At 64.0% G+C, this 21,347-nt stretch carries 19 protein-coding genes and 1 tRNA gene; 10 read left to right on the top strand and 10 right to left on the bottom strand.

The window, feature by feature from the left end:
• The first annotated feature begins 234 nt into the window (after positions 1 to 234).
• Positions 235 to 1,245 (top strand): serine/threonine protein kinase, encoded by a 1,011-nt coding sequence (locus PPN31114_RS15515; protein WP_150680453.1) that lies wholly within the window; start codon positions 235 to 237, stop codon positions 1,243 to 1,245.
• Positions 1,246 to 1,313: 68 nt separating this feature from the next.
• Here PPN31114_RS15515 and PPN31114_RS15520 read toward each other — a convergent pair whose 3' ends face one another.
• Positions 1,314 to 1,772, bottom strand: coding sequence for a metal-dependent hydrolase (locus PPN31114_RS15520; protein WP_150680454.1), 459 nt, complete (start codon positions 1,770 to 1,772; stop codon positions 1,314 to 1,316).
• 404 nt (positions 1,773 to 2,176) lie between these two features.
• Between PPN31114_RS15520 and PPN31114_RS15525 the strand changes: the two genes are divergently transcribed.
• Positions 2,177 to 2,905 (top strand): transporter, encoded by a 729-nt coding sequence (locus PPN31114_RS15525; protein ID WP_150680455.1) that lies wholly within the window; start codon positions 2,177 to 2,179, stop codon positions 2,903 to 2,905.
• A gap of 184 nt (positions 2,906 to 3,089) precedes the next feature.
• Positions 3,090 to 3,166, top strand: a tRNA-Met gene (locus tag PPN31114_RS15530).
• Positions 3,167 to 3,251: 85 nt separating this feature from the next.
• Here the strand turns inward: PPN31114_RS15530 and PPN31114_RS15535 are convergent.
• Positions 3,252 to 3,650 (bottom strand): VOC family protein, encoded by a 399-nt coding sequence (locus PPN31114_RS15535; protein ID WP_150680456.1) that lies wholly within the window; start codon positions 3,648 to 3,650, stop codon positions 3,252 to 3,254.
• A 178-nt stretch (positions 3,651 to 3,828) separates the two neighbouring features.
• Between PPN31114_RS15535 and PPN31114_RS15540 the strand changes: the two genes are divergently transcribed.
• The 3 genes from PPN31114_RS15540 (at position 3,829) to PPN31114_RS15550 (ending at position 7,738) form a co-directional block, all read left to right on the top strand.
• Entirely contained in the window at positions 3,829 to 4,170 is a 342-nt protein-coding gene (locus PPN31114_RS15540; RefSeq protein ID WP_150680457.1) for a zinc ribbon domain-containing protein YjdM, read from the top strand.
• A 257-nt stretch (positions 4,171 to 4,427) separates the two neighbouring features.
• Positions 4,428 to 5,972: an FAD-dependent monooxygenase gene (locus PPN31114_RS15545; RefSeq protein WP_246182586.1), complete on the top strand. Its 1,545-nt coding sequence runs from the start codon at positions 4,428 to 4,430 to the stop codon at positions 5,970 to 5,972.
• Positions 5,969 to 7,738 carry an ATP-binding cassette domain-containing protein gene (locus PPN31114_RS15550; protein ID WP_150680459.1) on the top strand — a complete coding sequence of 590 codons (1,770 nt, stop codon included), beginning with the start codon at positions 5,969 to 5,971 and terminating at the stop codon, positions 7,736 to 7,738. Before PPN31114_RS15545 ends, PPN31114_RS15550 begins: the two co-directional genes overlap by 4 nt.
• Before the next feature lie 15 nt (positions 7,739 to 7,753).
• Here the strand turns inward: PPN31114_RS15550 and PPN31114_RS15555 are convergent, their stop codons facing one another.
• The gene (locus PPN31114_RS15555; protein WP_150680460.1) at positions 7,754 to 8,533 is read right to left on the bottom strand and encodes an HAD-IIB family hydrolase; all 780 of its coding nucleotides are present in this window, start codon (positions 8,531 to 8,533) and stop codon (positions 7,754 to 7,756) included.
• 107 nt (positions 8,534 to 8,640) lie between these two features.
• Between PPN31114_RS15555 and PPN31114_RS15560 the strand changes: the two genes are divergently transcribed.
• The 4 genes from PPN31114_RS15560 to PPN31114_RS15575 all read left to right on the top strand — a co-directional run bounded on the left by PPN31114_RS15560 (position 8,641) and on the right by PPN31114_RS15575 (position 10,908).
• On the top strand, positions 8,641 to 9,018 hold the full coding sequence (locus PPN31114_RS15560; RefSeq protein ID WP_150680461.1) for a nuclear transport factor 2 family protein: 378 nt from the start codon (positions 8,641 to 8,643) through the stop codon (positions 9,016 to 9,018).
• A 30-nt stretch (positions 9,019 to 9,048) separates the two neighbouring features.
• The gene (locus tag PPN31114_RS15565) at positions 9,049 to 9,870 is read left to right on the top strand and encodes an AraC family transcriptional regulator (protein WP_150680462.1); all 822 of its coding nucleotides are present in this window, start codon (positions 9,049 to 9,051) and stop codon (positions 9,868 to 9,870) included.
• Between the two features lie 133 nt (positions 9,871 to 10,003).
• Positions 10,004 to 10,429: a cupin domain-containing protein gene (locus PPN31114_RS15570; RefSeq protein ID WP_150680463.1), complete on the top strand. Its 426-nt coding sequence runs from the start codon at positions 10,004 to 10,006 to the stop codon at positions 10,427 to 10,429.
• Positions 10,430 to 10,662: 233 nt separating this feature from the next.
• The gene (locus PPN31114_RS15575; protein ID WP_150680464.1) at positions 10,663 to 10,908 is read left to right on the top strand and encodes a hypothetical protein; all 246 of its coding nucleotides are present in this window, start codon (positions 10,663 to 10,665) and stop codon (positions 10,906 to 10,908) included.
• A gap of 29 nt (positions 10,909 to 10,937) precedes the next feature.
• Here PPN31114_RS15575 and PPN31114_RS15580 read toward each other — a convergent pair whose 3' ends face one another.
• The 7 genes from PPN31114_RS15580 to PPN31114_RS15610 form a co-directional block, all read right to left on the bottom strand.
• Positions 10,938 to 12,146, bottom strand: coding sequence for a CmpA/NrtA family ABC transporter substrate-binding protein (locus PPN31114_RS15580; protein WP_370865886.1), 1,209 nt, complete (start codon positions 12,144 to 12,146; stop codon positions 10,938 to 10,940).
• Positions 12,147 to 12,155: 9 nt separating this feature from the next.
• Positions 12,156 to 12,731, bottom strand: a complete 576-nt coding sequence (locus tag PPN31114_RS15585) for an ANTAR domain-containing response regulator (protein WP_150681075.1) — start codon at positions 12,729 to 12,731, stop codon at positions 12,156 to 12,158.
• A gap of 200 nt (positions 12,732 to 12,931) precedes the next feature.
• Positions 12,932 to 13,696: a uroporphyrinogen-III C-methyltransferase gene (gene cobA / locus PPN31114_RS15590; protein ID WP_150680465.1), complete on the bottom strand. Its 765-nt coding sequence runs from the start codon at positions 13,694 to 13,696 to the stop codon at positions 12,932 to 12,934.
• A gap of 52 nt (positions 13,697 to 13,748) precedes the next feature.
• Positions 13,749 to 16,526 carry a nitrate reductase gene (locus PPN31114_RS15595; RefSeq protein ID WP_150680466.1) on the bottom strand — a complete coding sequence of 926 codons (2,778 nt, stop codon included), beginning with the start codon at positions 16,524 to 16,526 and terminating at the stop codon, positions 13,749 to 13,751.
• A gap of 61 nt (positions 16,527 to 16,587) precedes the next feature.
• Entirely contained in the window at positions 16,588 to 16,986 is a 399-nt protein-coding gene (gene nirD / locus PPN31114_RS15600; RefSeq protein WP_150680467.1) for a nitrite reductase small subunit NirD, read from the bottom strand.
• 10 nt (positions 16,987 to 16,996) lie between these two features.
• On the bottom strand, positions 16,997 to 19,489 hold the full coding sequence (nirB, locus tag PPN31114_RS15605; protein ID WP_174988128.1) for a nitrite reductase large subunit NirB: 2,493 nt from the start codon (positions 19,487 to 19,489) through the stop codon (positions 16,997 to 16,999).
• Positions 19,490 to 19,830: 341 nt separating this feature from the next.
• Positions 19,831 to 21,321 carry an MFS transporter gene (locus PPN31114_RS15610; protein ID WP_246182587.1) on the bottom strand — a complete coding sequence of 497 codons (1,491 nt, stop codon included), beginning with the start codon at positions 21,319 to 21,321 and terminating at the stop codon, positions 19,831 to 19,833.
• Between the last annotated feature and the right edge of the window lie 26 nt (positions 21,322 to 21,347).

The raw sequence follows: 21,347 nt of genomic DNA on the forward strand, positions 1-21,347 counted from the left end.
GGCTTTCCGGCCCGTCGCACTTACCTGCTTCGCTGCTTTCGCTGCGTCGCTGTCGTTGCGAGAGACGGAATATTAGTCACCTTCTTCGATGCGCGCAAGGGGTTTGTGAAATTATTTTGAAAATCCCTCAATTAGCGTGCATTTCCCATCCCGTTCCTCGAGCCACTTGCCCACTTCCTCTATATAGAGATGCCGACACGCCCCGGCATCGGTGGCTTTGGCACAATAGCGGGCATGAACTCCGATCTCTCCCAGCAAGCCCCCGGCCACCCCCATCCGTTCTCGGCGCTTCTTCCCGACACGGTGATTACCGCCGTGGAACATCTCGGCAGCTATAGCGACGGGCGGTTGCTCGCGCTCAATAGTTACGAGAACCGTGTCTATCAGGTAGGGATGGAAGACGGTCCGCCGCTCATCGCGAAGTTCTACCGCCCTGCCCGCTGGACCGACGACGCCATTCTTGAAGAACACGCCTTCACGCAAGACCTCGCACAGCGCGAGATCCCGGTCGTGGCACCGCTCGCCATCGACGGCAAGACGTTGCACCACTTCGAAGGCTTTCGTTTTGCCGTGTTCCCTCGGCGCGGCGGCCGTGCGCCCGAACTTCAAGATCCGGACACGCTCAACTGGCTCGGCCGCTTTCTGGGCCGCATTCACGCGGTCGGTGCGACGCAGCCCTTCACCCATCGCCTGACGCTCGATATCGACACCTACGGCCACGCCCCCGTCGAGTATCTATGGACAAACAACTTCATCCCCACCGATCTGCGTGACGCATGGCGCAGCATCGTCGATCTGGCACTCGCGGGTATTGCGCGCGCGTACGACCGGGCGGGTGACTTCAAATTGCTGCGCGTCCATGGCGATTGCCATGGCGGCAACGTGTTGTGGACCGACGCCGGCCCCCACTTCGTCGACTTCGACGACACTTGCATGGCGCCGGCAATGCAGGATCTGTGGATGCTGCTCTCCGGCACACGCAGCGAAATGACCGTGCAGCTCGACGAAGTCTTGAGCGGCTACGAAGACTTCGCCGAATTCAACCCGCGCGAGCTTCACCTGACCGAAGCCCTGCGAACCCTGCGCCTCCTCCATTACAGTGCGTGGCTCGCGCGCCGCTGGGACGACCCCGCATTTCCCGCCGCATTCCCATGGTTCAACACGCAGCGCTACTGGCAGGACCGCATTCTGGAACTGCGCGAACAAGTCGCACTAATGGATGAGCCGCCGCTCGTCTGGCGCTAATTACAGCGCCGCCCCCCCGCGAGCCAATACCGGAGATACCCGGAACCTCATCGATGCAAGCCCCACGCTCACCACCATCGCCACATGGCGACGGCGAGCGCGGCGGCAACGCACCACTCGGCAGACGACCCCGTCGTCACATACAGCGGCGAACGAAACCGTGTTCGCAGTGGCCAGCAAAGCGGCACACCCGAGGGCGTCAGCCAGTCGGCGAGCAAATGGGACAGATATCCCGCACACAGCGCCAATGCCCATGGGGGCACGTGCCCCCATCCATAGACACAGGCGGCAACGAACAACATCAGCGGCAGCAGCGAATGCGTCATGCCGCGATGACCGAACACGCTGGAAATCGCCAGCGATATTGGGGCAAGCCGCTTTCCCAACAGACTCTTGGGATGATCGATATCGGGCAACAGCGCGCCGACAAGCGTCAATGGCCACGCGTGAACGCTGGCCGCCCAACCGGTGCGGTGCATCAGCCATGTCGCGCCGATACCGAAAATAAGATGACTTCTGGCTTGCATGAGGAGAGAAAGAGGGGGAAGACGCGGCGCCCGTCATCAACGCTCGCCCTTCTCGGCGTGGATCGTGATGACAGCGCCTTTCGCACGAGAGATCGCCCCGCGCGAAGGGCGGCGGAGTCTACCACCGACGCGAGCGGCTTCCTACGACGTTCTCCCCACGACGCAAGTTCCGGAACACCACCGCGATGACATCTTCGTGACGCGCGCAACAGGCACGTACCAAGAATCGCCCATGTCATTTAAACGCGGTTGACGCTGCCTAGCGCCGCCACGTACGATCCGCCCGTTCGTTTCGATTTCCTATACGAGATCACGAGATCCCCAGCGGCACGCCCAGCCAACACCGGCCGTGTCGACGCAAAAAATCCAACGTCTGGCCACCCGCTGGTCAGCCGGAGTTTTCGATGAAGAAGCTTCTGATCCTTGCCGCTGCCCTCACGCCGCTTGCCGCCAACGCGATGAATCCGCTCGTGACGGACGACACGGGCACGCAAGACACCGGTAACTGGCAATTGGAACTCAGTAGCGAATGGACATCGCTCGTCAACGCGCGCCAGCAGCAATGGAATTCCACGCTGACCTACGGTGTGCTGCCGAATCTCGACATCGCGATCCAGGCGCCGTATCAGCGCAATCGTCCTGACGGTGCTAGCTGGACAAACGGCCTAGGCGACCCGCAGTTGCAAGCCAAGTGGCGTTTTCTGGAGGGCGAGAACTGGAGCCTCGGCCTGAAGCCGTTCGTGACGCTGCCAACGGCAAGTCACGATCGCGGCCTGGGCAACGGCCGCGTCACGAGCGGCGCGAACATCCTGATGCAATACGACCTAGATCGTTGGACGTTTCTCGGCAACCTGGGCTACACCTGGAACGACAACCGCGATGGCAATCGAAAGAGCTTGTGGAATGCGTCCGCCGCCGTGTTGTTCAATGTGACCGACAAACTTCGCTTGGCGCTGGACATCGGCAACCAAACGAACGCCGATACGTCCTCGACCACGCGACCGGCTTACGCGTTGGTCGGTGCGATCTATAGCCCGACGAAAGACCTCGATCTCGACGTCGGCTACAAACGGGGCCTGAATCCGGCCTCGCTCGATCACTCCGTACAGGCCGGGGTAACGATTCGCTGGTAACGCGCCCTTGGCCGCTCGTCACGGCGTACGAGGGTTATCGCAGCCACATTTATTCTGCGGTGCGACATGCGTGAGAGGCGCAGGAAATGCGTACCTCGCGCACGAATTTGCGGGTGTTCTTAAAATAAATTTCATAAACGTTTGACAGGATGCGCGTTATTCCCGTATTATTCTTCTTCTCAGACGCGGGGTGGAGCAGTCTGGCAGCTCGTCGGGCTCATAACCCGAAGGTCACAGGTTCAAATCCTGTCCCCGCAACCAAATACGAAAAGCCCGTTGATCGCAAGATCAACGGGCTTTTGTTATTTCGCGAACGAAATCGCGCTCGCTAGCCTCCACCTTCACTTCACGCATCGGTGGTCACGTCCGCCCCAATCTCCTGCGCCACGACGAATCGATGCCCGTCGGGTGTTCCAACGACGAATTCCCGCATGCGGTAGGGCCGGTCCGTGGGGGGAGAGAGCAAGATCGCGTCATTCAACGCAAACGTTTTGTACAACGCGTCGACATCGTCCGCTTCCAAATAGGCGAAGTAGCTGTGATCGCCGATTTGCGACGCCGGTGGCGTGTCGGGACACGCCCCCAGCATGACGCGAACGCTGCCTCGCGAGACAAGGCGCCAGTCCGATGCCTCCGTCCACGTCAGTTGAAAACCGAGCACATCGCGAAAATACGCCGCGCTGCGGTCGATGTCCTGAACCGCGAGGACGAACGCAAACGGCCGTAGCGTATCGATGTCGGACATGAGTACTCTCCTTCTTTACTCAAACGAGCCGCACGGAAGACCTCGGGCGAGAACAGCGAGTGCGGCGGTTGCGCGGCAAACCGTCGCGTTCCAAGCATAGTCGACAACAGCGAGCGTTATACTCTCGCGCTTCTGTTCACGCGCCGGTTCACCCCGGCGGCTAAAAGGATTACGTCCCATGAGCGCACTGCCACCCTGTCCGAAATGCAATTCCGAGTTCACCTATGAAGACGGTGGTCTGTGCATCTGTCCGGAGTGCGCGCACGAGTGGTCGGCGCAAGCCGTCGCATCGAGCGAACCGACTGAGAAGGTCTATCGCGACTCGACCGGCACCGTCTTGCAAAACGGCGACACCGTGACCGTCATTAAAGACCTGAAATTGAAGGGCTCGGGCGGCGTGATCAAGATGGGCACCAAAGTGAAAAACATCCGGCTGGTGGACAGCGACCATGACATCGATTGCAAGATCGATGGCTTCGGTGCCATGAGCCTGAAAACGGAATTCGTCAAAAAGGTTTAACCAACCTTGTCACATGCGTGGCGGTCTCGTCCGCCACCGCGTCAAAACCCAGCCGAAAGCAGAAATCTGCGGCAGCCTCGGTATCCGTCGTCAATCTGATCTGACGAAAATGAGGCACCACGCGCTGCAAAAGCGCGAGCACCAGCACCTCCCCCCAGCTGAGTCAGCCCGGTGACCCGCCTTTCCATATCGGGATGCCTATAATCGCCAAAACGATCGATCCTCGCGTCAGACGACCACGCAACGAAGGACTCCTCTTGATCTACGACGTCATCATCGCCGGCGCTGGCCCTGTCGGCTTATTTCTCGCCTGCGAACTGCGGCTCGCGGGTGTCTCGGTACTGGTGCTGGAGCAAGCCGACACGCCTGACTCGCCGTTGAAGCGACTGCCCTTCGGACTGCGCGGTTTGTCGATGCCCACGCTCGATGCTTTCTACCGCCGCGGCTTGCTCGACGAAATCACCGCCCCGCTGCGCAATAAAGACGGTGGCAAACAAGGCACGCCGAGCGTCCCCCATTGGATGCAGCAAGCGCGGCGTCCGGGCGGCCATTTCGCGGGCATCCAGTTTTTCCAAGACAACGTCGACACGTCGAAGTGGCAGTACTTTCTGCCCAACCCGGCGGGCACGAGCGTGGCGGTCGAGATGGAGCACATCGAAGCCGTACTGGCCACCCGCGCCATCGCAACAGGGGCATTCATCCAGCGAGGCCACGGCGTTGAAGGCTTCACCCAAACCGACGACGGCGTCACCGTACACGCAGGCGGCAAGGCGTTCGAAGCGAAGTGGCTCGTCGGTTGCGACGGCGCACGCAGCGCGGTGCGCAAAGCGGCTGGCATCGACTTCATCGGCACCGATCCCGAATTCACCGGCTATTCGGCGCAGGTCGAGATGACCGATCCAGACAAACTCACGCCCGGCCGTCACTACACGCCCACGGGGATGTACACCTACCAGGCGCCCGGCACCGTCGCCATCGCCGACTTCGACGGGGGGACATTCCATCGCACACAGCCGATCACCCTCGACCATGTGCAGACCGTGTTGCGACGCGTGTCCAATACCGACGTCACGATAAGCAAACTCCTGCTCGCGACCACGTGGACCGACCGCGCGCATCAGGCCACGACCTACCGCAACGGCCGTGTGCTGCTCGCAGGCGACGCGGCGCACATCCACTCCCCGCTCGGCGGCCAAGGCCTCAATCTGGGATTGGGCGACGCCATGAATCTCGCGTGGAAGCTGGCAGCAACCCTGCACGACCACGCCCCAGCCGATCTACTCGACACTTATACGAGCGAACGCCACCCGGTCGGCGCGCAGATTCTCGACTGGTCGCGCGCGCAAGTCGGCATCATGCGGCCGAGCCGGAGTTCGCGCGCACTCGAAGCGATCTTGCGCGATGTCATCGAAACACGCGACGGCGCAACCTACTTCGCCGAGCGCGTATGGGGCACCTCGCTGCGTTACGACCTCGGCAGCGACCACCCACTCGTGGGCCGCAGCGCCCCGGATATCTCTCTTATCGACGGAACGAAACTCGGCCCCCTCCTCGCGACCGGCAAAGGGCTGTTGCTAGACTTCGACGCCGCCCCATCGACGCAAGCCTTGATAAACCGCTGGCGTGACCGAATCACCTACGTCGGCCTCGATGCGCAAGACCGGTTGGGCTTACGCGCACTCCTTGTGCGACCTGACGGCTTCGTCGCGTGGGCCAGCGACACCTCATCGGCTCACGCCCTCGACCACGACGCCATCGCGCAAGCGGCCTCGCGATGGTTCGGCACCCCGGACGACGCATGACGGCACCCGACACAAAGAACGCTCAGGACAAGCAGGACAAACAAGCCACCGCCCCGGCCATCGGTCTGGGCAGCGCCGCCCGCGATCTCTATCGTGCGCTGTGGCACCACGCCGCTGGCGTGCGGCCGCAAATGCTCGGCGCGGCCGCATTGTTATCGGCGGCGCAGTTGCTGCGGCTGACGATGCCTTGGCTGGCCGCACAGGCGATCAACGCGCTTCAGCAAGACAACATGGCGTTGGCGGGGCGCTGGATTCTCTACCTCGTCGGCGTCTATCTGCTGTCGTGGCTGCTGCATGGCCCGGGGCGCGTGTTGGAGCGCAACGTCGGCGTACGCGTGCGCGTTCGACTGGCCGATCAGCTTTACGCACGCATCGCCGCGGCCCCTCTGGTCTGGCGCGATGGCAGGCACTCGGGTGAGCTCCAGCACCGAGTGGTGCAATCGAGCCGCGCGCTGTCCGACTTCGCGCAGAACCAGTTCGGTTACTTGCAAAGCGCGTTCAACTTCGTCGGGCCGCTGGTCGCCCTTGCCCTGCTCTCGCGCACGAGCGGCGTCATTGCGATCACCGGCTACGTCATCATCGCGATCATCATCCTGCGTTTCGACCGCGTGTTAATGCAGCTCGCGCGCGCCGAGAACGACGCCGAGCGCCGCTACGCCGCCGCATTACTCGACTTCGTCGGCAACGCTGGCACCGTCATCGGCTTGCGACTACAAGCCGCCTCGCGCAAAGTGCTTGGCCGCCGCATGGACGCCGTGATGGTGCCACTGCGTCGCACCGTCCTCGTGAACGAAGGCAAATGGTTCGCCGTCGACCTGCTTGGCATGGGACTCACGTGGATTCTGGTCGTGGTGTACGTGCTGCAATCGCGGCAGCCGGGCCAGGCGATTTTGCTCGGGACTGTCTTCATGATTTACCAGTACGCGCAGCAGGCGGCGACGGTGGTCGGCGCGATGGCGTCGAACTTCCAGAGCTTCGCGCGCATGCATACCGACTACGGCAGTGCCGAGCCGATTTGGCAGGCGCCTAGCGATCCAGACGCCGCGGTACCCGCCGTCGACCCCGAGGCCACATGGCAGACGCTCTCGTTGCACGGTGCCACCTGGCAGTACGCCAACAACACGCGCGGCGGACTGCATGACATCGATCTCGTGCTGCAACGTGGCGCGCGCGTGGCCCTGATCGGCCCGAGTGGTGGCGGCAAGAGCACGCTGCTGCGCATGCTCGCGGGCCTGTACCCGCCGCAAGCGGGCGAGTTGCGCAGCGACGGCACGGTCATCGACTGGCAGGAACTGCGCACGTTGGCCACCTTGATTCCGCAGGAAGCCGACGTCTTCGAGGCCAGCGTGAACGAGAATCTGACCTTCGGCGAACCTGCCGACGAGACGGCGGTGCAATCGGCGGTCCACACCGGAGCCTTCGACGACGTATTGCAGCGCTTGCCCGATGGGCTGGATAGCGCCCTGAGCGAGCGCGGCGGCAATTTATCCGGTGGCCAGCGCCAGCGTCTGGCGTTAGCGCGCGGCGCATTGGCCGCACAGGGGAGTTCGTTGCTGCTACTCGACGAGCCGACCAGTGCGCTCGACCCGCTGGCCGAAGCCCGCGTCTTCGATCGCATGGACGCCGCATTCCCGTCGTCCTGCATCGTGGCCTCGGTGCACCGGCCAAGCCTGCTCAGCCGCTTCGACACGATCGTCGTGATGGAAGCTGGGCGCGTAGTCGATGCCGGTCCGCGCGACGAAGTGTTGGCACGGCGCGGTCACTAAACGCGCCGTAAGCCGTTACCCCCGCGCTCGCAGTATCGCGTCGGCAAATTCCACAAACCCGGCCCCGCCCGGCCCCTGCGTCACCCACGCGGGCGGCACGGGCAGTTGCGGCAGGTAATCGACGACGGTGCTCACCCCGGCCGTGTGTTTGAAATACGCGAACATTGGGGCGTCGTTGGTCGAGTCGCCGGAATAAGCGACGACATCACGCGCCGTTTCGGGATCGACGCCGAAGGCTTCGGCCAGCACCCGCTTCGACATCGACAGCTTGTCGTAGCCCCCCAGCCAGCCCAACACCCACAAGTTATTGATCGTGGCGTCGGCCCCGGCAGCCAACAACGCGCTGACAATCTGCTGATCTTGTTCCGCGCCCGTGCGCCGATACGCAAGACTAGTCAGCCGAAACGCCTGATCGTCGGCACGTTGCGCCTCGGGAATCGCCGCCTCGATCGTCGCCGCAATGGCGTGAAGCTGGCGCTGAACGTCGGCCACGCGCTCGTGGGCATGCCAATAGGTGCGCGTCACGCTGTGCCCATCCTGCCCGCGCGTGAGGAAAAGGCCGCCGTTCTCGGCAATCACGCCGTCGACCGGCCACATACGCGCCATCTGATCGCACCACCCGGCAGGGGCGGCGGTTACCGGAATCACCCGAATACCGTTATCCTGCAAGCGCTCCAGCGCCGAATAGGTGGCGGCGGCCAGCCGCCCTCGGTAGGTCAGGGTCTCGTCCATATCGGTCAACACGAATTGGACAGTGGAGAACTGATGGCGCGGTGCTAACGACAATGTCTGCATGATGCAAGTCATCCGATGAGGTCACGACGATTATGCAGGCCGAAGCCAGACGCGTTCTTCCCGCCGCGGGAATCGTTAGCAGCGAAACGACTAAAGGACACCAGACCATGGACGACGAACAGACCATTGCCGCCATCACCGCGCTGGAAGCCAAGCTGCGCGCGGCCATGATCGCGAGCGATGTCGACGCGTTGAATGAATTGCTCGACGACGATCTGGTCTTCACCACCCCGGACGGGTATGTACTCTCCAAGGCGGAGGATTTGTCTGCGCATCGCGACGGGCAACTCCGTCTGACGCAACTGGATGTCTTCGACACGCAGATCCGCCGCATCGACAGTCTGTGCCTGACCACGACCAAAGCGACGCTGGCAGGCCAGTACGGCTCGATGGCATTCGACGGCAAGTACGCGTACACGCGTTTGTGGCGACCGCACGGCGCGACATGGCGGGTGGTGGCAGGGCAAGCCGCCAAGATCGGATGATCGGGCAATAGGCTAACAAGCACGCTCACCATGCAAAACCCATCCAAACCCGCCGACTGGGTCAAACGCGCCACGCCGATCGACGGTGTCGAGCGCATTGAGGCGTGGTTCCAAGGCAATGCCTACGCGATGCATCGCCACGACACCTACGCCATCGGCCGCACGCTCGCGGGTGTGCAAAGCTTCAATTACCGGCGCGACCGACGCGACAGTCTGCCGGGGCACACGATGGTGTTGCACCCCGACGAAGCGCACGACGGACAGGCCGGGACGGACGAAGGCTTCCGGTATCGCATGCTTTACGTGCAGCCGTCGGTCTTCCAAGAGGTGCTCGGCGGGCAAGCGCTGCCGTTTGTCGAAGGCGGCTTGTCGACCGACCCGCGTCTGGCCTCAGCGACCGAAGCGTTGCTCTTACAGGTGGGCGATACGCTGGAGCCGCTGGAGCAAAGCGACGCGCTCGCAGAACTCGCTCAGGCACTGGCCCTTGCCGCGGGCACGCCCCTCGTCGGGGGCAAGGGCGATTATTTCGCCGCCCGTCGCGCGCTCGACTATCTGCACGAAAACTGCACGCAGGCCGTCTCGCTCGAAGCGCTGGAAGCGGCGACGGGACGGGATCGCTGGAGCCTGTCGCGCGATTTCCGGCAGTTTTACGGCACTAGCCCGTACCGTTACCTGACGATGCGTCGACTCGACGTGGTGCGGCGGCTGCTGATGGCCGGACAACCGCTGGCGAACGCTGCTGCCGACGCGGGTTTCGCCGATCAAAGCCACATGTCGCGACACTTTCTCAAGACGTTCGGCCTGACGCCGGGCCGCTGGCTCCAAGCTGCGCGCCGCAAAGCGGGTGCCTAGGGCCTGTTCAGTCGCTCCCCCCGTCGCTCCACCCGTCGCCCCACCCGCCGCCCCCAACCCCGCACAAACGTTCAATACGGTCGCCGCCCGAGCGCGTACGCTCGGCATTCCCCCCTCAAGACCGGAGACAACGATGTCCACCCCACAAGACAACACCTCGGCCGCCCCGACGCAGCGCGGACAGTCGCAGGCTATCGATCCGATAGCCAAAATCTCGCGCATCGACGGCCATTGGCAGCCGCGTGTCGTCGCCGAGATGAACGACTATCAGTTCAAGGTCGTGAAGGTGATTGGCGACTTTGTCTGGCATGCCCATGCCGATACCGACGAAACCTTCATCGTGCTCGACGGCGAGCTGCATATCGACGTGCGCGACGCCGACGGCGAACGCACGATTGTCGTGCCTGCCGGACAGATGGTGGTGGTGCCTAAAGGGCTGGAACACAAGCCTTTCGCGCCCAGCGAGGCGAAGCTGATGCTGATCGAGCCTCGCGGCGTGGTCAATACGGGCGACGGCGATGCGGGCGATCGGACGGTGGCAAACGACCAGTGGATTTGACACCGACCTATTTTGTTCAGATTTCACAACAGATGTTTTCCAATCTGCGTATTTATCCGTCGCGCGTGGTCTCTTAAACTTGCAGTCATGTTGCGAGTCGGGAGGAGGCGCCCGGGCTTGCAAAAACTTCCGGCGTACTAACTAGCAGCTAGTGCGCCGGTTTTAGTTGAACCCCCTGCCGTCTCCATGGCGCGTGCCGCGAGTGCGGTGCGCCCGCACCACACACGACGGTCATGACAAGAAAAATTGCATTAGCGGCCTTCCTTGCAATCCCGGGATCTTTTGCGATCCTCGCGATTGCCTTGCTGCATCCCACGCTGCGGCGCGAACTCGCCCGGGCTGCCGGTCTTGAGCCCGTGTTCGCGAACCTCTCGCGTCAACTGGTGCTGTTCGCACTCGTCTGCCATTTGCACCTGCATCACCGCCAAGGCATGCGTATCTGCACGCAGGGCGCCGATTGCGACGCGTTCGCGCGCTGATTTACGTCGCACGGATAGCGTCGCGCGGATTACCTCGCCCGAATCGGAAACCCTTCCACATAGGCGCGCAAGTCACCGTCCGGCCCCCAGACGCTTTCGTCCCATCGCCGACCATCGCATAGCACCTCCTGCACAGGTGCCGACGCGACCGGAACACCTTCGGCCTGTGCCGCTGCCTCGTAAAGTTCGGTCTGATTGACCTGCGCCGCGATCCGGGCGGCAGACGTCAGCGCGTCGTCACCCGTCATGCCCCAGCGGCGATATTGCGAGATGAACCACATCCCGTCCGACAAGCGCGGATAAGTCACCGTACCGTCATCGAAGAAGCTCACCGGCAACAGGGCATGGCGCCCCTGCAAGCGCCCAAAATCCCCAAGCAGACGCGCTGCGATCAGGTCGCGCGGTGCACCAACCCACGCCGGTTCGGCCAGCCACCCGGCAGCTTCTTCGCGATGCCCTGGCAGATCAAGCCAGCGGCACGCACTGAGCAGCGTGCGCACCAGCGCCAGCGCCGTCTTTGGATACCGGGTCACAAAATCGCGGCGGCAAGCGAGCACCTTCTCGGGGTGATTCGGCCAGATATCGCTCGACACCGCGACCGTCCGCCCGAGCCCACGCGCCTGCGCCACCGCGTGCCACGGTTCGCCACAGCAAAAACCGTCTAGCCCGCCCTCTTCCATCGCCGCCACCATATGCGCGGGCGGAATGACGATGCGCGCAATCTCCGAGAGCGGATCGATCCCCTGCGCGGCAAACCAGTAGTTGAGGAACATCGCGTGCGTGCCCGTCGGGAACGTCTGCGCGAATACCGGCGTGCGGCCCAGCGTCGCGAGCGCATCGCGCAAACTACCGGTCTGCGCCATCGCGTCGGCCAGCGACGGCGTCACCGTCACCGCTTGCCCGTTCCGGTTGAGCACCATCAGCACGGCCATATCTTCGCGCGGCCCGCCAATGCCCAACTGCACCCCGTACACGAGGCCGTACAACGAATGCGCGGCATCGAGCTCGCCGGTGAGCAACTTGTCGCGCACGGCGGCCCACGACGACTCACGGCTCAACTCCAGCGTGAGCCCGTGCTCGTGCCCGAGTTCCAGCCGCTTGGCGACCACCAGCGGCGCAGCGTCCGAGAGCGCCACGAAGCCCACCCGCAAGTGGCGCTTTTCCGGCGCATGGCTTGATGTCCCACTCAGCGTGTCGGCGCGCCCTGCGCCGAAATCCATCCATGATGATGTCGACATGAGCCGTGTCTATCCCAGTAATTCGGCGATCGAGACGAGTTGGCGCGCCACTTCGACGAGCTTCTCGCCCTGATCCATCGCCCGTTTGCGCAGAAGGGCATACGCCTCCTGCTCGGAAATCCTGCGCCGGTCCATGAGCAAGCGCTTGGCCCGGTCAATGAGTTTGCGATCGGCCAACTCGCTCTCGGCCTTGGCCAGCCGTGCGCGCAGCTTCTCCTCGTGCGCGAAGCGCGCGAGCGCCACTTCGAGAATCGGTGCCAGCCGGTCGGCCGCCAGCCCTTCCACCGAATACGCCGTCACCCCGGCATCGACGGCAGCGCGAATCAGCGACTGATCACCGTCGGCGGAGAACATCAGCACCGTGCGAGGCGCGGCAGCATTCATGACGGCGAGTTGTTCAAGCGTGTCACGCGACGGCGATTCGGTATCGATGATGACCACATCCGGGCGCTCGCTCTCGACCACGCGCGGCAACGCCTGCGGCTTGGCCACTTCGGCAAGCATCTCGCAGCCCAAACGCGCGAGCGCCGCGCGCAAGTCGCCAATGGGCTTGTCGGTATCGGTCACCAACAGCACGCGCAGCATGCCGGGCGACGGGCCGGGGGCAAGTGGCGTGTCGGCCTGAGGATCGCGATCTGCGGTATCCGGTCGTTTCGGCAAGGTCGTGGGGGCCAAGGGGTTTAGGGGGAAATCAACGTATCACGCGATTGCCAGGAGATGCCGAAAGATTCGAGCCTCGCCCCTGCACCGCGTGCGATATCAGTATAGGCAGTCACTAGAACGCCTCAGGCCGCTCGCGCGATGACGGCATCGGTCGACGCATCGGCGTGCGGCACGGCAAGCGCCTCACCGACTGCGCCGCCAACGAGCAAAATGGCCGGGCTGGCGAAATCGCCCGCCCTCACGTCCTGCGCCAGCCGCCCGAGCGACGTCACCAGCCGGCGCTCCTGCGCCGTGCCCGCCCACTGCACGGCCGCGGCCGGTGTCGCGGCATCGAGATGCGCGAGCAACGTCTCGCTCAGCGTTTCGACGCGATGCACGCCCATGTAAATCGCCAGCGTCGTACCCGTCGCGGCCAGCGCCGCCCAGTTCGGTGCCGTGCCGTCCTGCCGGTGCGCGGTGACGAACGTCACCCCCGCGCAATGATCGCGATGCGTGAGCGACATGCCAAGCCCGGCGGCCGCCGCGAACGCCGCCGAAACGCCGTTCACGATCTCCACCGGCACGCCGGCGAGCCGCAGCGCGCGCATCTCCTCGCCCGCACGGCCAAACATCAGCGCGTCGCCGCCTTTCACCCGCACCACATGCGCGCCGCGCCGGGCCAGTCGGCACATCAACCGCTCGATGAACGCTTGCGGCGTCGACCGGCAGCCGCCGCGCTTGCCCACGGCAATCACGCGTGCCTGCGGGGCGAGTGTGGCGATGTCCGGGTTGGCCAGATCGTCGACCAGCAGCACGTCGGCCTCGCTCAACACCCGCGCGGCGCGCAGTGTGAGCAGATCGAGTGCGCCGGGGCCCGCACTGAGCAGGGTCACTTTGCCGAGTTTCATGATCGTTCTCCGTCAATTCTGCTAAGTCCTGTGGGTAATGCACAGCCGCCGCTTACATGGCGCCAGCGCTCGCCGGTTGCTCGTGTGCAAGCGGCAACGTCTTGGCGCTCACGCACATGCGCTGCAACTCCGGCACACACGATCCGCAGACCGTGCCGCAGCCGAGCGTCGTTTTAAGTTGTGTCACGTCGGCCCCGGCGGCAATCGCTGCCGTGATGCTCGACGCCTTGATTTGTTTGCACTGACACACCGTGCGGTCGCGCGTCGCGCTCAGCGTAGCGGCACTGTCCGCCACAAAAACGGCATGCCGCGCACGCGTCCACGGGGTGCCCTCTCGCACTCGCGCGAGCAACGAGGTCGATCCGGCGATATCCGCCTCGCTGCCTGCGACGAGCACGCCTTCGATCACCGCGCCTTGCCACGCCACACGTTTGGTCATCGCGCGGCGCGCATCGCGGTATTCGAGCAACGCCTCGTCACGCGGCAACGCCAACGCCGTATGCAAGCGCTCGAGCCAGTCGGCGTCGGCCTGATCGTCGGCCGCCGAAACCACCACGCGGTCGTCGCCCTCCAGTCGCACTGTTGCGAAGCGCCGCTCGGCGAGCAACGGCTGCACTGCCGCGTGCAGTTGCAACGCGTCGCCGCGACAGACCGCCGATACCCGCCACGGCAGCGTTAGCGGGTCGACGCGCACCGCCGCATGCTTCAACTCCGGCTGTTTCGAATACTTGTCGACGGCCCCCGTCGTCGTGTCGTTGACGCCGCCACCGCCGAGAAACTGACCGCTCCAATGCATCGGCACAAAGACCGTGCCCGAGGCGACGTCGTCGCTCACCGCGAGCAGCAGCACGCGCTCGCCGCGACGGCTCGACAGCCGAACGAAATCCCCCGCGCGCAAACTGCGCCGCGTGGCATCGGTGGGGTGCATGGTCAGCGTCGGTTCGGGGGCATGTTCGAACAACTGCCCCACGCGCCCCGTGCGGCTCATGCCATGCCATTGATCGCGCAAGCGTCCGGTAATCAGCCGGAAGGGGTGACGGGCATTGATCGGTTCGGCCACCGGCTGGTATTCGAACGCGTGAAAGCGCGCACGGCCATCGCCTGTGGCGAACACGCCGTCTTCATAGCGGCGGGCAAGCCCGTTCGACGCCCCCACCGGATACGGCCATTGCTGCGGGCCGCGTCGTTCGAGCAGCGCGTAGTCGAGCCCACCGATATCGAGATCGCGCCCGAGGGTGAGTTGGCGGTGTTCGTTAAAGATCGCCTGCGTCGAATCGAAGACGAACGGCTCGACGGGCGCATCGAGTTGCGGCGCGAGTCGCCGTGCCACTTCGCTCGCAATCCACCAGTCGGCACGCGCCGCGCCGGGGGCATTCACAGCCGCACGCACGCGCGAAATGCGCCGCTCCGAATTGGTCACCGTACCGTCTTTCTCCCCCCAGCTTGACGCGGGCAGCAGCACGTCGGCATAAGGCACGGTGTCGGTCTGACGAAACGCCTCCTGCACCACAACGAACTCCGCAGCATTGAGGGCTTCGCGCACACGTGCGCTGTCGGGCATCGAGTGCACGGGGTTCGTGCAGGCAATCCAAATCGCTTTGATACGGCCGTCGCGCACCGCGTCGAACATCTCGACGGCGGGCAGGCCCGGCCGGTCGGACAGCCCTGCGACGCCCCACAACTGTTCGACTTCGGCACGATGCGCCGCATTGCCAATCTCGCGATGGGCCGCGAGCATCGTCGCCAGCCCGCCCACCTCACGACCACCCATGGCGTTGGGCTGCCCGGTGAGCGAAAACGGCCCTGCCCCTGCGCGCCCGATTTGTCCGGTCGCCAGATGCAGATGAATCAACGCTAAGTTCTTCTCCGTGCCGTGACTCGACTGATTCAGCCCCATGCAATACAGCGACAGCGCCGCCGGACTCTCGCCAAACCAGTCGGCCGCCTGACGCAACGCCGATTCCTCGATGCCGCACACATCCGCCACGAGTTGCGGCGGGTAGGCGCGCAGCACTTGCTTGAGCGCATCGAACCCTTCGGTGTGTGCGTCGATATACCGGCGGTCGATACGGCCTTCCCAAATCAGGTGATGCAGCATGCCGTGAAAGAGCGCGACATCGGTGCCGGGCACGATGGGCAGATGCAAGTCGGCCATCGCCGCCGTATCGGTGCGGCGCGGGTCTACGACGATCCAGCGAATCGACGGATCGGCGGCGCGGGCCGCTTCCAACCGGCGGAACAGCACCGGATGCGCATAGGCCATGTTGCTGCCCGCGAAGATCACCGTCTTCGCCGCTTCCAAATCGTCATAGCACGTGGGCGGGCCATCGGCGCCGAGCGCCATCTTGTATGCGCTCACTGCGCTCGACATGCACAGGCGCGAGTTTGTATCGATGTTGTTGGTGCGCACCAGCCCTTTGGCGAGCTTGTTGAAGACGTAGTAATCCTCGGTGAGCAGTTGCCCCGATACGTAGAACGCGACGGCGTCTGGCCCGTGCTGCCGGATGATGTCGGCAAAGCGTGTCGCGACCGTCGTGAGGGCATCGTCCCAGGTGGCGGGGATGCGATCGGCCTCGCGCGACGTGCGCATCTCGGGCATCAGCACGCGCCCGGCGAGCGATTGGGCGGTGAGCGGCAACGTCATGCCTTTGCTGCACAAGCGCCCGTAATTCGCCGGATGCGCCGGATCGCCCTGCACGCCGACAATGCGCTCGCCATCGCTCTCGACCAGCACGCCGCAGCCCACGCCGCAATAGCAGCAGGTCGTCTTCGTCACGGTCGTCGCAGCAGGCGCTGTGATCGACGGGGAAGCAGGGGTCAGAAGGTTCATGACGGACTCCGGCGCGGACATGGTTCGAAAGGCTCGAAAGGCTCGATAGGACGCGTGGCGTTCAAACGGTGGCCGGTGCTTCTGCATTCGCTGGCTCGCCGACCTTCGTCGCGCCGTCAGCCGATGCATCGGCCGGGGCTTCGAACGACAGCAACACATCGCTGCCGTCGAGCCGCACGGCAAATCGTTGTGCGCAGCCCACGTCAGGCGCGCATGCCTGCCCGGTCGCCAAATCGATGTTCCAAGCGTGCAGCGGACACGTCACCCGCTCGCCGTGCACGATGCCCTGCGAGAGCGCGCCGCCCTTGTGCGGGCATTGATCGCGCAGCGCAAAGACCTTGTCGCTCTCGGTACGAAAGAGCGCGATGTTGCCGTCCGGATGCGGCAACACACGCGTCCCCAGACGCGGAATCGCGTCGATGTCGCACACGTGCAGCCAGATGGGTTGAGACATTTCCATAGCGTTGTCCTCAAACGGTGGCCGGGGCGGCGGGGATAGCAGGGGTGGCAGCGCCGATGGCTGGCAACGGCGCGAGCGGCTGATACTCATTCGCCTGCTTACCGTCGATGCGGGCTTGCCACGGGTCGGGCAGACCATCGAGCGCGTAGAGCAACCGTTCGTAGAGCGCGCGACGGTTGGCTGCGTCTTGCACCACGCGCTGCTTCACATAGTCGAGCCCGACGCGTGCGACGTAGTGCACGGTGCGATCGAGGTAATACGCTTCTTCGCGATACAACTGGAGGAACGCGCCGGTGTATTCCTTCACCTCTTCGGCCGTCTTCACCTTGACGAGAAACTGCGCGACTTCGGTCTTGATGCCGCCGTTGCCGCCCACATAAAGCTCCCAGCCCGAATCGACCGCGATCACGCCGACGTCTTTGATCCCCGCTTCGGCACAATTGCGCGGGCAGCCCGACACGGCCAGCTTGACCTTGTGCGGCGACCACATGTTCGCGAGCATCGTCTCGAGATCGATACCCATCTGCGTGCTGTTCTGCGTGCCAAATCGGCAGAACTCGCTCCCCACACACGTCTTCACCGTACGAATCGATTTGCCGTACGCGTGGCCAGACGGCATGCCCAGATCGCGCCACACGCTCACGAGGTCTTCCTTCTTCACGCCGAGCAAGTCGATGCGCTGGCCGCCCGTGACCTTCACCATCGGAATCTGGTATTTGTCGGCGACGTCGGCAATCCGGCGCAATTCGCTCGCGTTCGTCACACCGCCCTTCATCTGCGGCACGACCGAGAACGTGTTGTCCTTTTGGATGTTCGCGTGCACGCGTTCATTGACGAAGCGGCTTTGCGGATCGTCGACGGCTTCTTTGGGCCACGTGCTGAGCATGTAGTAGTTCAGTGCCGGGCGGCAGGTTGCACAGCCGTTCGGCGTGCGCCATTCAAGAAAGTCGTACGCGGCGCGATGCGACGTCAGACGGTGCTCGCGCACGGCACGGCGCACGTCGGCGTGCGACAAGTCGGTGCACCCGCAGATCGCCTTCTCCTTCGGAGCGGCATCGTAGGTCGAGCCCAGCGTGCTCATGAGAATCTGCTCGCACAGACCGGCGCACGAACCGCAGGAGCTCGCCGCCTTCGTATGCTTCTTCACGTCGTCGAGCGTGAACAAGCCCTTCTCGGTGATCGCTTTGACGATGGTGCCTTTGCACACGCCATTGCAGCCGCACACCTCGTCGGTATCGGCCATCGCGGCCGCGCGGCTTTGCCCTTGCGTGCCGACGTCGCCGACGCTCGATTCGCCGAACATGATGCTGTTGCGCAACTCGCCCAGCGCACGCCCTTCGCGCAGCAACTTGAAGTACCACGCGCCGTCGGCCGTGTCGCCGTACAAACAGGCGCCCACGAGTTTGTCGTCGCGAATCACGAGCTTCTTGTAGACGCCGCCCGCCGGATCGGACAGCACGATTTCTTCGGTGCCGTCACCGCCCAGAAAGTCGCCCGCCGAGAAAAGATCGATGCCGGTGACCTTGAGTTTGGTCGAGAGCACCGAACCGCGATAGCTGCCGATGCCCATGAGCGCGAGGTGATTCGCGCACACCTTGGCTTGCTCGAACAGTGGCGCGACGAGGCCATACGCCACACCGCGATGGCTCACGCATTCGCCGACCGCGTAGATGCGCGGATCGTATGTCTGGAGCGTGTCGGATACCACGATGCCGCGCGAGCAATACAACCCGGCAGCTTCGGCGAGCGTCGTGTTCGGGCGGATACCGGCGGCCATCACGACGAGGTCTGCCGCAATTTCGTCGCCGTTGCTAAAGCGAACCGCGCGCACAGCGCCAGACGTGCCGTCGTCGCCGTCACCCAAGATCGCTGCCGTTTGATGCGACAGGCGGAAGCTAAGGCCGCGTTCTTCCAACGATTGCTGCAACAGCTTGCCCGCGGTCGCATCGAGTTGGCGCTCCAGCAATGTCTCGGCCAAATGCACCACGGTCACGTCCATGCCGCGCAGCTTCAGGCCGTTGGCCGCTTCCAACCCGAGCAAGCCGCCGCCGATGACCACCGCGTGGCGCTTGACGCGAGCGGTCTCGATCATTGTCTCGGTGTCGCGGATGTCGCGATAGCTGATCACGCCGTCCAGATCCTTACCCGGCACGGGCAGGATGAACGGGCTGGAACCGGTCGCAATCAGCAGGCGATCGTAAGGCGCTTCGGTGCCATCGGCGCAGCGCACCACGCGACGCGGACGGTCGATTTGCGTGACCTCTTTGCCCAGATGCAACGTGATGCCTTTCTCGGCATACCAATCGAGCGGATTGAGCACGATGTCGGCAAACGACTGCTCCCCCGCGAGTACCGGCGAAAGCAGGATGCGGTTGTAGTTCGGATGCGGCTCGGCGCCGAACACGGTGATGTCGTACTGATGCGGTGCGATTTCCAGCAGCTCCTCGAGCGTGCGGATTCCGGCCATGCCGTTGCCGATGACGACCAGACGAGGCTTGCGCATGTTGATTGCTCCTGTGGCAGCGCCCGAAAAACAAAACGGCGTCCGACCGTGCCGCAGCACGGAGGGACGCCGTTGTCCTGTGGGTACAACGCAGGCTTGCCCCTGACGTCGCACCGGTATCGATGCCGGCGACGCCTTTGCCGCTGGCGTTAGTGCTTACGCAACAAGCATGCCAGCGGATCGTCAACTATCGGCAAAGCGTTGCCGAATAAGGCTGAGGAGGAGGAGGAGTGCCAATGGCTTGGCAGCAAGCGCGGCTTCGGTGCTGCACCGCAGCAGTGCATGGCACGCGATGTCCGCACCACGATGACGCGATCGGCCCACGATCCGGCATGCGCCGATCAGCGCGCCGTACGAGGCGAATGTCCGCTCACTTGCGCGCCCGCATTGGCAGGTAAGCGTGCTCCGTCGATCAGACCGAGCAGCGCCAGCGCGCCCATCGCGACGAACGTCCAGCGGAAGCTCGCCGCGCTATAGGGACTGGCGCCCGCCACTTCAGTCACCTTGAGCACGAGCGCACCGAGCGCGATGCCCAGACCGGAGGTCATCTGTTGCAACGCTGAGAACAGCGTCGAGGCACCGCTCATGTCGTCGGGCGGCACATCGGCAAAGCCCATCGTCGCCAGCGTCGTGAACTGCACCGACCGGCAGATGCCGCCGAAGAGCAACACGAGTGCGGTAATCCAAAACGGCGTCGTCGCCGTGAGCAACGCACACATCGCAAAACCGATCGCCACGAGTACGCCGTTGCCAAGCAGCACGCCGCGAAAGCCGAAGCGTCGCATGATCGGTGTGGTGGCAGGCTTGATGCCGAGATTGCCCGCGAACAGCGCTAGCATCAACAAGCCGGATGTGACCGCGCTCATTCCGAATGCCAATTGGAACATGAGCGGCAGCAGAAACGGCGCACTGCCGATGGCGATCCGGAACAGCGAGCCGCCCCACACCACCACCGCGAATGTCTGCACACGCATCGCGCCCAGATTGAGCAGCGGGTGCGGTGTGCGCAGAAAGTGCCGCACCGACCATCCCATTGCGACACCACCGATGACGAGACACGCGATGACCATCGGCCAATCGGCCGGTGTGCGGCTGGCTAGCTCCACGCCGAACATCAGCGCGCTGGCCCCGACGCCACTCGCGACAAAGCCCGCGAAATCAAACGGCTTGCGCTGCCCCGGCGACGGTTTCACCAGCCACAATGCCGCGGCGAACGCCGCGATACCCAGCGGCACGTTGATCAGGAAAATCCAGTGCCAACTCCACGTCGACGAGATGAAGCCGCCTAAGGCTGGCCCCAGTACAGGCGCTGCGAGTCCCGGCCAGGTGATGGTGGCGATGGCGCGAACGAGCGCCGGTTTGGGGGTATTGCGCAAGACGACGAGCCGCCCGACAGGCACCATCATCGCCCCGGCCAGCCCCTGCAAGACACGACACACGGTGAACATGCCGAGGCTGGTGCTCATCGCGCAAAGCACCGACGCGAGGGTGAACAGCGCAATGGCCGACGGAAACACTCGGCGCGGGCCAAGCCGGTCGGCGAGCCAGCCACTCGCAGGAATGAACGCCGCGAGGGCCACCAGATAAGCGGATAAGCCGATGGAAAGTGCAGAAGGCGCGACACCGAAGTCGTGCGCCATGGCGGGCAGCGACGTGGTGATGATCGTCGCGTCGAGGTTCTCCATGAAGAAGGTCGACGCGACGAGCAACGGCAATGCCGTTTGCGATACCGTCCGGGCCGGTGGTGCCGGTGATGCCGGTGATGCCGGTGATGCCGGTGATGCCGGTGGCAGGGAAGACGATTGCGGGTCTTGCGATGACGAATCGGACACGACGGCAGCTCTTGGGGGCAGCGAAC

This window comes from Pandoraea pneumonica, assembly GCF_902459645.1.
Lineage (GTDB): Bacteria > Pseudomonadota > Gammaproteobacteria > Burkholderiales > Burkholderiaceae > Pandoraea > Pandoraea pneumonica.